Genomic DNA, 12,588 nt, shown 5'->3' with positions numbered 1-12,588 from the left:
AGTTTGATAAAATATATCTTACCTAAGTAACAGTCCACAAAAAGGAGGCTCACATGATAAAAGAATTTAAGGATTTTATTGCACGGGGAAATGTGGTTGATATGGCAGTCGGGATTATCGTTGGGGCTGCATTTACTTCAATCGTAAAGTCATTAGTAAATAACCTCATCAATCCATTAATTGGTATTTTTGTCGGCAAAATCGATCTTTCAAACCTCGTCTGGACAGTCGGCGATGCTCAATTTAAGTACGGAACCTTTCTTAATTCAGTAATTAACTTCCTGATCATCTCCTTCGTCGTTTTTTTGATGGTCAAAGCAATTAATCGTTTCCGAACAAAAAAGGATGAAGAGCCTGTCAAGCCAAGTGAGGAAGTTCAGTACCTTAAAGAAATCACCGAACTTTTAAAAGAAAAAAATAATAATTAGAAAGATTCTCCCAATAAATTATTTTTATTAGGGAGAATCTTTTATTTATCACTGAATTTATTTGCCGCACTAAAAAAGACGCAACGAGAAGTTTTTCCTCCTCGTTACGTCCCTTTTCACTATTTCAATAATTAAATATTTCCGCAAAAGCTAGTTTTACTTTTGTGCCCGAGCCATAGCTTCTTCGTAATCCTTGGTTCCAACAAAGACTTCGTGAGTATAAGGGTTGATTCCCTTACTAGTAGCCCGTTTCCAAATAATTGCAAAGACCACAACGTTAATTACAAGTGAAAGGATAGTAATTACTCCCATCATTGTTGGATCAGCAGCCCCTGGGTGAACAGCTGGATTCATTACACCATTCTTGTATAGAACTGGTAAGACTGCGAATCGACCACTGTCTTGAAATTCTGGAATCACCTGAGCAAACATACACCAAATTGCTAACGTATTTGCCCGGTTCTGAATCCAAACACCTTTATTCCAAATTGCGGCTGCAAAGGTTGGCGCAAGCAGAAGAGCAACCCCACAATACCATGAGTGGGTTGGAAGGTTGCTGTAGGTATATTCAAAGTTCCAAACATCATAGGCAAGAATGAATAGCCAAATCATGTCAGGCCACAACATATCGTCCTCGTTCTTTGAAGAATAAATTCCCCACCAACCAGTCATACAGAAAACATTAATAATTCCAGCAATACCATTAAGGACATTCCACCAACCACCATAAAGCCAAACACCTTCTGAAGAAAGCCACCACTGACTTCCGGTAGTTTGTAACGCATTCATCCCACGAATAGCTGATTCAAAATCGCTCCCCACAGCGATAAAAATATTAATTGCAACAATTACAAACGGGAAGCATTTAAACCAGTATGCCTTTCCCAATTTGCCCCAATGATATTTAAGAATCATAAAACCAATACAGCCAAACGTAGCAGCGTACAGCTTAGCATAGTGGAACCAGCTATTCATATGAACATAGGTCTGATTATGTAACGCCCATGCCTGTCCATGAGCAGCACCAATATAAATTGCTGTAAAGTAAATTGTCAGCGTAACTGGTAGAATAACGAAGAAAAACAGGCCTCCAGCTTTGCTTCGACGTGCTATTTCATTTGTGATAATCAAACAAGCAAATACTAATACCCAACCAAATAATTGCCAACCTGACTGGCTACCATAAATTTAAAATAACATCCTATCTCCTCCCTATAGTAAATGTTAACGGTTACATAGAACCTACTTTTATTTTATAAAAGGGTAAAAGAGATAGCAAACTCATTTTTGGATATCTGTCTTATAAAGCGACATTTTTAAACAAAAATAGAGGCTGAACAGAATTGTTCAACCTCTTTTGAAAATTATTTGAAGTTAGACTACTTAAGGGTAACAGTAGCACCAGCGGCTTCAAGCTTTTCCTTGATGTCGTTAGCTTCGTCTTCCTTAACGTCTTCCTTGATTGCTGAAGGAGCACCGTCAACAAGGTCCTTAGCATCCTTAAGGCCAACACCAGTGATGTCCTTAACAGCCTTGATAACCTTAACCTTAGCAGCACCTGGTTCAGTCAATTCAACAGTGAAGCTGTCCTTAGCGGCAGCAGCACCACCAGCAGCACCTGCAGCTGCAACTGGAGCAGCAGCAGAAACGTCGAATTCGTCTTCGATAGCCTTAACAAGATCGTTAAGGTCAGAAATTGATGCTTCCTTTAATGAAGCAATGATAGCATCCTTATCAAAAGCCATGATTATATTCCTCCAATATTTAGGTAATTAATTTTGATTTGATAATATATGGTAATACGACAATTATGCGGCTTCGTCTTCCTTGTCGGCAACGGCCTTGACTGCACGAGCAATCTTCCGCATTGGGTCTTGCAATGCAGATGCAAGCATTGACAACAGATCTTCACGACTAGGCATAGTAGCGTATTCGTTAATTTCATCGAGAGTCTTAACACTCTTTTCAATGAAACCACCCTTGATTTCAAGAGCGTCGTGGTCATCGGCAAAGTTCTTCAAGATCTTTGCTGGAGCAATTGGGTCTTCGTCAGAGAAGGCAACAGCAGTTGGTCCAACAAAAGTACTCTTAAGATCTTCGTAGTCAGTACCTTCAACGGCACGGTCAAGAATCTTGTTCTTGATAACTGACATCTTAACGCCGGCATCACGAAGTTGCTTACGTAAATCAGTAACTTCGGCAACGGTTAAACCACGGTAATCAACAACGATAGCTGATTCAGCATTGTTGATTAATTCAACAGTTTGCTTAACAACTTCAGCCTTTTTAGCAATAGCTGCTTCACTCATGAATTTTCACCTCCTGCAATGTAGTTTGACCGGATTTATAAAAAAATCCCTATGACCGCAGACATAGAGAAGGAACTTAATTTCTTCCTCGGCAGGCATATTATTAAGGCTTTCGCCACCTGAGTCTTAGGCAGAGTCATATTTAATCAACTTTGACAGTATAACATTTCCCATTACACTTGTAAAGAACAATTTAACTTGATTCGTCAGGTTGAACTAACCTTCTTTGTTGTACAATTAACTTATTAATTTATCTCAAGGAGCACCAATTCATGAAAGACTATGGCCTATTACTTGTCAATCTTGGTTCACCTGCCGAGCCAACAACACCAGCTGTTAAGAAATATCTCCGTCAATTCCTCGGGGATCGAAACGTCGTAGAAATGCCGCCTGCACTTTGGAAGCCGCTTTTAAATGGCATTATTTTACCAATGCGTTCATGGCGTTCCGCAACTTTTTACCGCGACTGCTGGTTAAAAAATGGTTCTCCATTAATTGTCAACACAAAAAATTTAACTACAAAAGTTCAAAAGTTTCTCCCTAAATGGTCAGTTAAAATGGCAATGACCTATGGTAAGCCGAGCATTGGAGACACCCTCCGGCAAATGAAACAAGAATGTAAACAGATTATCGTTCTTTCTCTATTCCCACATTTCACCAAGAGCACAACTCAATCCATTATTGAACAAGTCCAGGCTGTCGATCCGAATTTGCCAATTATTGATCGTTTTGCCGATGATCCACGGTATCTCACAGTTCTTAGTCATCATATTCAAAAGTCTTGGGATAATGGTAACTACGATATGCTAATTATTTCTTACCACGGCATCCCCGTTTCAATGGTTAACCACTGTGATCCATACCAGGATGAAACTGAACGGACCACAATAGAACTAAAAAAGCGACTCAACATTCCCGAAAAGAAGGTTGAAATGGCTTATCAATCTAAATTTGGCCCAATGCCTTGGTTAAAGCCCTATTTAAAAAATCGCCTTCTCCAATTAGTTCAGCTTGGTAAGCGAAATATCTTAATTGTTGCTCCATCATTCGTTACCGATTGCTTAGAAACGATTGAAGAAAATTCGGTTCAAAACTACCAAACATTCCGTGAAAATGGGGGTAACACCCTTGATGTCGTTCCATCCCTCAATGATGATGCCAACTTTGCTGAGTTCATCGCTGATCTTGCTAAGGAGCGACTAAACTGATGAAGAAAAAAAGCTTAGATGAAATTAACGGAAGCGTTAATGTCCCCACTGTCTATGAATCGGCATTTTGGCAAAAATTTCTTGCATACAGTGGGCCAGGAGCTCTAGTTGCCGTTGGTTATATGGATCCTGGTAATTGGCTAACTTCATTGGCCGGCGGTGGACAATATGGCTACACGTTGTTAAGTGTCCTCTTCGTGTCAATCATCGTTGCCATGATCATGCAATCACTCTCAATCCGCCTCGGTGTCGTTACTCGAACTGATTTAGCTCAAGCGATTGCTCAACGGGTTCCTAAGCCTGTCCGGATAGGACTATGGTTATTAAATGAGCTTGCAATGATGGCAACAGACCTAACTGGAGTGGTCGGCACTTCGATTGCTCTCTACCTGCTTTTCCACCTTCCGCTGATTGTGGGTGTTTTCCTAACCGTTGCGGACGTCCTAGTTGTTCTTGTCTTTTTGCGGTTTGGAATTCGTCGAGTTGAATTTATTGTTCTTACAACGATTCTTGTTGTTGGCGCAATCTTTACAATTGAAGTCTGCCGTGCTCATCCGAGTTGGCTAGCAATTCTTAACGGCATTATTCCGCAATCAAAAATTATCACTAACCATTCCGAGCTTCTTCTTAGTCTCGGGATCATTGGAGCAACAATTATGCCCCATAATATTTATCTTCATTCGGCCTTAGCACAAAGTCGGCGCTATGACGAACATGATCCAGCACAAGTTACTGAAACCCTTAAATTTGCTAACTGGGATTCAATCATCCACCTTATTGCTGCTCTAATCGTTAATGCACTCCTTCTCATCCTTGGCGGAACCTTGTTCTTCCATACCGCATCGCTAAACAGTTTGGCTGATGTTTTCTACGGGCTGAAGAATCCCCAAATTGTTGGTACGTTATCTAGTCCCGTTATGAGCTGGTTATTCGGCTTTGCACTTCTGATTACGGGGTTAATTTCATCAATTACAAGTACTTTAGCCGGTCAAATCGTTATGGAGGGGTATATCAACATCCGTCTTCCATTATGGAAAAGACGGCTGCTTACGCGGTTTGTAACCCTAATTCCAATCGTCATCATTGGCTGTCTAATTCGGTTTAACGAACAACAATTTGAACAATTAATTATTTATGCTCAAATTATTCTTAGCATTGCACTCCCATTCACCCTTTTTCCACTGGTTGCAATCACCAGTGATCAAAAATTAATGGGGAACCATGCTAGCCCTCTCTGGCAAACGATTATTGAATACGCTCTTGTTATCCTGTTAACCGGCTTAAATCTTTCAGCATTGTTCTAAGGAGAAAATAATGAAGAACAAAACGTTAACATTAATTGGTGGGATCATCTGCTGGTTACTATTTGGTGTATTTTTAATCGGTGTGATTCATAACATGGGTTGGATTAATCAAATAGATCATTTTGGTTACCAATTAACTCAACCTACTTATCACTTAAAGACGCACATTATGATCATCCTTACCCATTTTGGTGATCCAATCATCATCCAAGTTCTTACTGTCCTCCTTGCCCTCTATCTTTGGTGGCAAAACAGGTTCAATGAAAGTCTGTGGTACGTTCTCCTTCAATTTGTTGGCTATTCATTGGTCATTTTAGTTAAGTATAACGTGCTCCGTGTCCGTCCAAGCAACAAACTCTTCCCGGCTAACGGCTACAGTTTCCCTAGTGGCCACACTTTTGCTACGGTAATCTTTGTTTTTACTCTCCTTGCCGTAATTCTTCCCTACATTCACTTTCAAGGAGCAAGAATCGGACTAACCTTAATAGCTTTCTTGTGGATTGTCGTAATTATGGTTACGCGAGTTTATCTCCGCGATCACTTTACTAGCGATGTTATTGGCGGCTTTCTCCTCGCAAGTGGTTGGTGGCTGATCACCAATACATTCCGTCATCGGCTTTCTCAGTGGCTGATTAAACCAATTACAAAAATTCATAATAGAAATTAAAGCAAAAAAAGAACTCAAGAGAGAAAATTCTCTCCTGAGTTCTTTTTAGGTCAGGGCGGTATGTGGGATTTGAACCCACGCGTGCCGGACCCACAAACCGGTGTGTTAACCAAACTTCACCAATACCGCCATAATGACTCCACAGAAAATAATATCACATCTCTACTGAATAATACAATAGAAATTAAAAGACTCTGTTAAAAACATTATTAATAGATCGACGTATTAGTAAAATATCTGATAACACAAAAACCAGATAGAATAACTAAATCCTATCTGGCGTATCTTCTAATTATTTAATTTAGAAGCTTTCCAAATCAAGTGTAACACTTGGTCCGAAAGTTGAAGCAATTGAAGCATGTTGTACATAAGTACCACGTACAGAAGCTGGACGAGCCTTCATAACAATATCTTCAATAGTCTTTAAGTTTTCAACTAACTTGTCAGTGTCGAATGAAGCCTTACCGAATGGAACAGCAACATTACCATCACGGTCAGTCCGGTAAGTAACCTTACCAGCCTTAGATTCTTCAACCGCCTTGGCAACATCCATAGTAACTGTACCAGTCTTAGGGTTTGGCATTAAGCCCTTAGGTCCAAGAATCCGACCTAAACGACCAACAACTGGCATCATATCTGGAGTTGCGATTGCAACATCAAAGTCTAACCAGCCATCTTGGATCTTGCCAGCTAAGTCAGTGTCACCAACAAAGTCAGCACCGGCATCCTTAGCAGCCTTAGCATTGTCTCCCTTAGCGAAAACAATAACAGTTTGATCCTTACCAGTACCGTTTGGTAAAACAACGGCACCACGTAATTGTTGGTCAGCTTGCTTAGTGTCAACGTTTAACTTAAATGCAACTTCAACGGTTGAGTCAAAGTTAGCGAAATCAATATCTTTTACTAATTGAACTGCGTCGTTAACAGCGTACTTCTTCTTGCTGTCAACCTTTTTAAGCGCATCTTGGTACTTCTTACCACGATTTTTAGCCATCTTGTGTTTTCCTCCTTGCAAATGTGGTCTAGCGGAGTTAATACCTCCCACGGGATGTACTACTTTAATAGTGCATCCGGCCTGCTACTCAGCAATTAGTCTTCAACAGTGAAGCCCATGCTCCGTGCAGTACCTTCGATCATGCGCATAGCTGCTTCAACGTCAGCAGCGTTTAGATCTTGCATCTTAGTTTCGGCGATTTCCTTAACTTGAGCCTTGGTTACAGAAGCAACCTTGTTAGTGTTAGGTTCACCGGAACCGTGTTCAACACCAGCGGCCTTCTTCAATAAGACAGCAGCAGGTGGCGTCTTGGTAATGAAGTCGAATGAACGGTCCTCATAAACAGTAATAACAACTGGGATCAACATACCCTTTTGGTCTGCAGTCCGAGCGTTAAATTCCTTAGTGAAGCCCATAATGTTAATACCTGCTTGCCCAAGTGCAGGACCTACTGGTGGAGCTGGTGTAGCAGCACCGGCAGGAATTTGCAACTTGACAACGTTAGCTACTTTCTTTGCCACGAGACAAAACCTCCTTAGTCCGTGTTGTGGTCATGATGAGGCAGTAAATTTACCTCTCCCACAGTATGTCGAATAGCATACTTAGGTAACTTACCACATTTATAATTAAAATTCAAGATAAATAGTGTAAAAACAAGATTATAACGTGCTTATCAGTAACTTGATGGAAATATGAATCAACACAGTCAAGAATAGCTCACCGCGACCGCCACCTCCGTCTAAATAGTCCAGACTTGATTGTAAACAATCATCGTCTGAACTCCCTTAGTACTCGGTGGCTAATCCGTCGCGGTTCACCCTCTCTTTATTCCACCGTATCAATCTGGTCGAAACCTAATTCAGCAGACGTTTCACGACCAAACATTTCAACGTTAACCTTTAACTTCATCTTTTCATGGTCAACTTCTGTAACCTTACCAGTTAAGTCGGCAAATGGTCCGGCAATAACCTTAACGCTATCACCAACACTAACGTCAATATCATGTTGAACGGTTTGAACACCCATCCGCTTCATGATCCGGTCAACTTCTTCTGGAAGTAATGGGGTTGGCTTTGAACCACCACCGTGAGAACCTAAGAATCCTGTAACGCCAGGTGTATTTCGTGCAATATACCAGGCTTGGTCAGTCATAACCATTTCTACCAAAACGTAACCAGGGAATGTCTTTTCAACTACTTCCTTAGCTTGCCCATCCTTAACCTGACGAACCTCATCTTCAGGAACAACTACTCGAAAAATGTAATCTTGCATCCCCATTGATTGAGCACGTGACTCCAGGTTACTCTTAACCCGGTTTTCATAGCCTGAGTATGTATGTAAAACGTACCAGCGTTTTTCATTTGATTCCACGATGAATCCTCCTTAATTAAAATTAACTCTCATTTTCAATTTCAAAATAAAAAACCTCGCGGATCCCCCACGAAGCTCGTTGAATTTAGTATAACAAATCTCTTATGGTTTGACCACTGCTTAGACAAATAACTTCATCAAGAGTTGGATTAGCCAATCAAACAGGGCAAAGAATAATACGAAGAAAAGCGTTAACGAAATAACAATGGTTGTATCACGCCGGTTTTCACGGGCAGTTGGCCAAACAACCAGCTTCATTTCGTGATTTACACTTTTAATAAAACGAAACAGATGCATAATTTCCTCCAGCTAACTAACGGGTTTCACGGTGAAGAGTATATTCACCACAATGTTTACAAAACTTTTTTAATTCTAATCGTTCTTGTCGTTGAGGATTAGCGGTAATTGTATAGTTATGAGCACCGCACTTCGTACATTCCAGTGCAACTTTCTTTTGGGACATACTTTCACCTCCACACACAATTAAGATTAGCATGTTCCATTTACTAAAACAAGTCTTTACGTCATGTCGTCATTAGTCAGAAAATTATATTTCTTACGTTTGCGGACTAGAAAAAGGCTGATGAAATTACCAGCCTTTTTCTTAATAAATTAGAACAAATTATTAATGCCTTACTCCGATCATTCACCCGCCAAAATCTTTATTAATTTTGTCCGGGTTCGTGAAAGAGCACTCTGGACTTGTCGCTTGTTACATTGAAGCTTTCGGCATATATATTCAACCGATTTGCCAGTAACGGTCAGTGCTAAAACATCCCGTTCAAAAGACGAACTAACTCTGATGATCTCTTCAATACTCTTATGACAATAGACAATATCTTCTAGTAAAATTTTCCCACCAAGGATTGTCTCACTGTCATTTTCTCCCAAAGAGTCTAATTGTTCAACTGGGATCCGCTTATCTGCTTGTCTAGCACGATATAAATCAAGAAGTCGATTGACCAAGCTTTGCTTATAAAAACCGCTAAATTGATGAATATCTTTTCCACTATAAGAGTAAATAACTTTTAGCAGTACTAGTTGTGCCTCTTGATCCCAATCTTCAAACTCTAAATCAGCAATATAAAATTTTTGCCAAAGCCGCTTAACAAGTGAAGAGTAACAATCAAATAATGCCATAAATTTATCCTCGTTGCCGACTTGTGCCTGAATGAGTAATTCGAGATCAGCTGAATGATTTTTTATCATTGTTTCACCTTAACTTTATTAAGGATCACCTTTCTTGAATTTGGCTCCTTCACCCATTCATTGATTGCCTGGTCGAGGGGTTCTCATTCCCATCGTCAGGAAGATTTCAATTCCTAGTACCGGTTCCTTATACTAAGTCTCTCAACCTTGGTGACTAATGCCTGAAAATAATCTACCAAACTTTTAATAGTTTGAATAGTACTTTCTTGTGATTTGTTGAACAACTATTCAAACGATAGTTAATTGAAAAGTTTTTCTGCATAAAAATTTGTTTTCCTAGAATGAACACTACCGCCAGAATAGTCTTTTAATGCGACAAGTGTCTCAATATACCAATTATTTATTGTTATGGGATATTTTATAATTTGAAAAAATTTTGTTTTTTGAATACTCACTTAAGCATGTAAGGTGAATCCCACATTTTTTTACTTTCAAAAATCACCCAAACAAATAAATCCTCCCTCCTGCTTTAATTAAACAGGAAGGAGGATTTGTTTTCTATAGCGGGTGCCGGGAATTAAATCCTTGGTAGATTAACAGACTCGCCGCCACACTTGCATTAAGACTTTGAACGTGACCAATCATTGGAATTGTAAGCATCTCATCACAGTTCTTTTTCAATAATGAGGAGATTCCCTTTCCTTCATTACCGATAACTAACGCTACTGCTCCCTTTGCATTCCAGCGACGGTAATCAGTTCCTTTCATATCGGTTCCGAACAGCCAAACTCCCCGGTCTTTCAATTCTTGAGCGGTTTGAACCAGGTTAGTAACACGGGCAACCGGAACGTGTTCAATTGCTCCGGTAGAGGTTTTAGCAACAACCGAAGTTAAACCAACAGCGCGGCGCCGGGGAATAATAATCCCATGAACCCCGGCTGCATCGGCCGTCCGGATAATTGAACCAAGATTATGCGGATCCTCTAATTCATCAAGGATCAGGAAAAATGGGTCTTCATCATGTTTAGCGGCATTTTCAAACAAGTCATCAATGGTTGCATAGTGATAAGCGGCGACTGCCAAGGCCACTCCCTGGTGATTTTGGTGATCACTCATCTGATCAAGTTTTGTCTTGGGAACGTTGGAAATTACAAGCCGCTTTTCCTTTGCTAATTTAATAATTTGTGAAATGGCATCAGACTTTAATCCTGATTGGATAAAAACCTTATTAATCTCCTGATCGGACTTCAATGCCATCACTGCCGGATGACGACCAATAATAAAATCATTGCTTTCAGTTTTCATGCTTCGTTCTCCCTGCTTCAACTTGCTGAATGCACCATTCTGCTAATTCTTCAATTCGATCTTGTTTTCCTGCTAATTGCAGGTAACCCATCATTGCTTCAAAACCAGTCGATATCCGATAAGTTAGAACAGAGGTATGTTTTGCGTGCGTGTGACTATTGGCATTTCGCCCCCGCTTAAAGTAACTCCACTCATCCTCAGTCAAAATATCATCCTGCTTCATCAGATCAATCAATGCCGCTTGCGCTTTTGCAGAAACATAGTGAGTCGCTATGTGCTGAAGCTTAGTCGGCTTTGCTAGTCCCTGACTCAAAAGATGTTGACGGATAAATACTTCATAAACGGCATCCCCCAAGTAAGCAAGGGCAATCCCGTTTAATTGTTGATAATCTGCTTGTTCCATTAATTTCCTTCCTGTCTACTTCTTTACTCGCTTGAACCGTGTTCCTTGCGGCGTATCTTCAAGAATGATTCCCTGTGCCTTTAATTCATCACGAATTTGGTCACTCCGGGCAAAGTCTTTATTCTTCCGCGCTTCATTTCGTTCATCAATCAACGCTTGAATATGTTCATCGTTAAGCTCATTGTCACTTGATGCTAACTTCACACCAAAAATACTAACTAATTCAGAAATTAGATCCTTCATTTCGGTTAATGCAGCTGCTTTAACCGCTTTTTGTTGGGCGTATACATTTGCAAACTTAACTAGTTCATAAACAACGGTAATCCCATTTTGAACATTAATATCGTTATCCATTGCTTCCGTAAATGATTGCTTAAAATCAGCTAATTTTTGAGTAACTACCGGATCAGCACCATCTTGAGCATCTTTTTGACGATAAGTTAAATTATCAAATGCTGTTTGGATATGTTCCAAATTATTTTTAGCATCAATCAAATTATCCTCACTGTATTGGATTGGCCGTCGATATTGAGTAGTCGCCATAAAGAACCGCAATACTTGAGGATCAACCTGCTTAATGATGTCGTGGACAGTGATAAAGTTGTGCAGTGATTTGCTCATCTTCTCGTTGTCCTTGCCGATAGTAACAAAACCATTATGCATCCAGTAACGAACAAATTTCTGGCCAGTTTTCGCTTCACTTTGAGCAATTTCATTTTCATGGTGGGGAAATTCTAGATCCTGGCCGCCACCATGAATATCAATCGTCTTTCCCAAGTACTTAGTCGACATCACTGAGCATTCAATATGCCAGCCTGGTCGTCCCTTGCCCCATGGCGAATCCCAGTTAATTTCGCCTGGCTTAGCAGCTTTCCAAAGAGCAAAATCCATTGGATCCTCTTTTTTATTAATTTCATCATCACTAACATGTTCACTTGCCCCAACTTCAAGATCATCAATTGATTGGCCTGACAATTGACCATAGTCCTTGAATTTTCGGGCACGATAATAAACATCCCCATCTTTTTCGTATGCATAGCCCTTATCAATCAACCCCTGAATAAATTTGATAATTTCAGGAATGTTTTCGGTTGCTCGCGGGTGCATTGTCGCTGGTTCGATATTAATTGCCTTAGTATCTTCCATAAATGCTTGAATGTATTTATCTGCTAATTGGGGAACGGTGATTCCTTGTTCATGGGCGGCTTTGATCATCTTATCATCAACGTCGGTAAAGTTAGAAACATAGTTCACCTTGTACCCCTTAAATTCAAGGTAGCGCCGTACGGTATCAAATGCAATCGCTGAACGTGCATTACCAATATGGATATAGTTATACACCGTTGGACCACAGACATACATGTTAACAACTCCTGGGGTTTGCGGTTTAAATTCTTCTTGTTTACGAGTCAATGTATTATAAATTGTTAGCATGACTGTCTGCTCCTTT

General features: G+C 40.2%; 16 protein-coding genes, 1 tRNA gene and 1 other annotated feature. Of the genes, 4 read left to right on the top strand and 13 right to left on the bottom strand.

The window, feature by feature from the left end; translation table 11 throughout:
- The first annotated feature begins 53 nt into the window (after nt 1-53).
- Nucleotides 54-428 carry a large-conductance mechanosensitive channel protein MscL gene (gene mscL / locus HMPREF0549_RS06805; protein WP_003717534.1) on the top strand — a complete coding sequence of 125 codons (375 nt, stop codon included), beginning with the start codon at nt 54-56 and terminating at the stop codon, nt 426-428.
- Between the two features lie 156 nt (nt 429-584).
- Here mscL and HMPREF0549_RS06800 read toward each other — a convergent pair whose 3' ends face one another.
- The 3 genes from HMPREF0549_RS06800 to rplJ form a co-directional block, all read right to left on the bottom strand.
- The gene (locus HMPREF0549_RS06800; RefSeq protein ID WP_258409009.1) at nt 585-1,616 is read right to left on the bottom strand and encodes a DUF5692 family protein; all 1,032 of its coding nucleotides are present in this window, start codon (nt 1,614-1,616) and stop codon (nt 585-587) included.
- Nucleotides 1,617-1,807: 191 nt separating this feature from the next.
- Nucleotides 1,808-2,173 (bottom strand): 50S ribosomal protein L7/L12, encoded by a 366-nt coding sequence (gene rplL, locus HMPREF0549_RS06795; RefSeq protein WP_003717532.1) that lies wholly within the window; start codon nt 2,171-2,173, stop codon nt 1,808-1,810.
- 63 nt (nt 2,174-2,236) lie between these two features.
- Entirely contained in the window at nt 2,237-2,737 is a 501-nt protein-coding gene (gene rplJ / locus HMPREF0549_RS06790; RefSeq protein ID WP_003717531.1) for a 50S ribosomal protein L10, read from the bottom strand.
- A 31-nt stretch (nt 2,738-2,768) separates the two neighbouring features.
- Nucleotides 2,769-2,886 (bottom strand) — a sequence feature (ribosomal protein L10 leader region).
- A gap of 123 nt (nt 2,887-3,009) precedes the next feature.
- Between rplJ and hemH the strand changes: the two genes are divergently transcribed.
- From hemH to HMPREF0549_RS06775, 3 genes are read left to right on the top strand one after another with little or no spacing between them, the layout of a single operon-like run.
- Nucleotides 3,010-3,945 carry a ferrochelatase gene (hemH, locus tag HMPREF0549_RS06785; protein WP_003717530.1) on the top strand — a complete coding sequence of 312 codons (936 nt, stop codon included), beginning with the start codon at nt 3,010-3,012 and terminating at the stop codon, nt 3,943-3,945.
- Complete coding sequence (locus HMPREF0549_RS06780) at nt 3,945-5,249, top strand: Nramp family divalent metal transporter (protein WP_003717529.1); 1,305 nt, start codon at nt 3,945-3,947, stop codon at nt 5,247-5,249. The genes hemH and HMPREF0549_RS06780 overlap by 1 nt, the downstream gene beginning before the upstream one ends.
- 10 nt (nt 5,250-5,259) lie before the next feature.
- A complete protein-coding gene (locus tag HMPREF0549_RS06775; protein WP_003717528.1) occupies nt 5,260-5,916 on the top strand; it encodes a phosphatase PAP2 family protein in 657 nt (218 codons plus the stop codon).
- Between the two features lie 54 nt (nt 5,917-5,970).
- Here HMPREF0549_RS06775 and HMPREF0549_RS06770 read toward each other — a convergent pair.
- From HMPREF0549_RS06770 to cysS, 10 genes are all read right to left on the bottom strand, one after another.
- Nucleotides 5,971-6,045: transfer RNA gene (locus tag HMPREF0549_RS06770), tRNA-His, on the bottom strand.
- Nucleotides 6,046-6,217: 172 nt separating this feature from the next.
- Nucleotides 6,218-6,910: a 50S ribosomal protein L1 gene (rplA, locus tag HMPREF0549_RS06765; protein WP_040531567.1), complete on the bottom strand. Its 693-nt coding sequence runs from the start codon at nt 6,908-6,910 to the stop codon at nt 6,218-6,220.
- 95 nt (nt 6,911-7,005) lie between these two features.
- Nucleotides 7,006-7,431 (bottom strand): 50S ribosomal protein L11, encoded by a 426-nt coding sequence (gene rplK / locus HMPREF0549_RS06760; RefSeq protein ID WP_003717526.1) that lies wholly within the window; start codon nt 7,429-7,431, stop codon nt 7,006-7,008.
- Between the two features lie 304 nt (nt 7,432-7,735).
- Complete coding sequence (gene nusG, locus HMPREF0549_RS06755; protein ID WP_040531564.1) at nt 7,736-8,281, bottom strand: transcription termination/antitermination protein NusG; 546 nt, start codon at nt 8,279-8,281, stop codon at nt 7,736-7,738.
- Nucleotides 8,282-8,401: 120 nt separating this feature from the next.
- On the bottom strand, nt 8,402-8,578 hold the full coding sequence (gene secE / locus HMPREF0549_RS06750) for a preprotein translocase subunit SecE (protein WP_003717524.1): 177 nt from the start codon (nt 8,576-8,578) through the stop codon (nt 8,402-8,404).
- A 16-nt stretch (nt 8,579-8,594) separates the two neighbouring features.
- A complete protein-coding gene (gene rpmG, locus HMPREF0549_RS06745) occupies nt 8,595-8,744 on the bottom strand; it encodes a 50S ribosomal protein L33 (RefSeq protein WP_003717523.1) in 150 nt (49 codons plus the stop codon).
- A gap of 179 nt (nt 8,745-8,923) precedes the next feature.
- Entirely contained in the window at nt 8,924-9,421 is a 498-nt protein-coding gene (locus tag HMPREF0549_RS06740; protein WP_050754872.1) for a sigma-70 family RNA polymerase sigma factor, read from the bottom strand.
- Between the two features lie 567 nt (nt 9,422-9,988).
- A complete protein-coding gene (rlmB, locus tag HMPREF0549_RS06735) occupies nt 9,989-10,735 on the bottom strand; it encodes a 23S rRNA (guanosine(2251)-2'-O)-methyltransferase RlmB (RefSeq protein WP_003717521.1) in 747 nt (248 codons plus the stop codon).
- Nucleotides 10,725-11,138 carry a Mini-ribonuclease 3 gene (locus HMPREF0549_RS06730; protein ID WP_003717520.1) on the bottom strand — a complete coding sequence of 138 codons (414 nt, stop codon included), beginning with the start codon at nt 11,136-11,138 and terminating at the stop codon, nt 10,725-10,727. The genes rlmB and HMPREF0549_RS06730 overlap by 11 nt, the downstream gene beginning before the upstream one ends.
- Nucleotides 11,139-11,153: 15 nt before the next feature.
- Nucleotides 11,154-12,572, bottom strand: coding sequence for a cysteine--tRNA ligase (cysS, locus tag HMPREF0549_RS06725; RefSeq protein WP_003717518.1), 1,419 nt, complete (start codon nt 12,570-12,572; stop codon nt 11,154-11,156).
- Between the last annotated feature and the right edge of the window lie 16 nt (nt 12,573-12,588).

Origin of the sequence: Limosilactobacillus vaginalis DSM 5837 = ATCC 49540 (assembly GCF_000159435.1) — a bacterium.
In the GTDB taxonomy this organism is placed as follows: Bacteria; Bacillota; Bacilli; order Lactobacillales; family Lactobacillaceae; genus Limosilactobacillus; species Limosilactobacillus vaginalis.
Note: the sequence above shows the minus strand (reverse complement) of the source record. Positions and strands in the feature narration are given on the sequence as shown.

Bases quoted from the DNA above. Each gene is read 5' to 3' on its own strand.
- HMPREF0549_RS06730 (WP_003717520.1), bottom strand. From the start codon at position 11,138: ATGGAACAAGCAGATTATCAACAATTAAACGGGATTGCCCTTGCTTAC.
- mscL (WP_003717534.1), top strand. From the start codon at position 54: ATGATAAAAGAATTTAAGGATTTTATTGCACGGGGAAATGTGGTTGAT.
- HMPREF0549_RS06740 (WP_050754872.1), bottom strand. From the start codon at position 9,421: ATGGCATTATTTGATTGTTACTCTTCACTTGTTAAGCGGCTTTGGCAA.
- cysS (WP_003717518.1), bottom strand. From the start codon at position 12,572: ATGCTAACAATTTATAATACATTGACTCGTAAACAAGAAGAATTTAAA.
- rlmB (WP_003717521.1), bottom strand. From the start codon at position 10,735: ATGAAAACTGAAAGCAATGATTTTATTATTGGTCGTCATCCGGCAGTG.
- rpmG (WP_003717523.1), bottom strand. From the start codon at position 8,744: ATGTCCCAAAAGAAAGTTGCACTGGAATGTACGAAGTGCGGTGCTCAT.
- rplJ (WP_003717531.1), bottom strand. From the start codon at position 2,737: ATGAGTGAAGCAGCTATTGCTAAAAAGGCTGAAGTTGTTAAGCAAACT.
- rplA (WP_040531567.1), bottom strand. From the start codon at position 6,910: ATGGCTAAAAATCGTGGTAAGAAGTACCAAGATGCGCTTAAAAAGGTT.
- rplL (WP_003717532.1), bottom strand. From the start codon at position 2,173: ATGGCTTTTGATAAGGATGCTATCATTGCTTCATTAAAGGAAGCATCA.
- HMPREF0549_RS06775 (WP_003717528.1), top strand. From the start codon at position 5,260: ATGAAGAACAAAACGTTAACATTAATTGGTGGGATCATCTGCTGGTTA.
- HMPREF0549_RS06780 (WP_003717529.1), top strand. From the start codon at position 3,945: ATGAAGAAAAAAAGCTTAGATGAAATTAACGGAAGCGTTAATGTCCCC.
- hemH (WP_003717530.1), top strand. From the start codon at position 3,010: ATGAAAGACTATGGCCTATTACTTGTCAATCTTGGTTCACCTGCCGAG.
- secE (WP_003717524.1), bottom strand. From the start codon at position 8,578: ATGCATCTGTTTCGTTTTATTAAAAGTGTAAATCACGAAATGAAGCTG.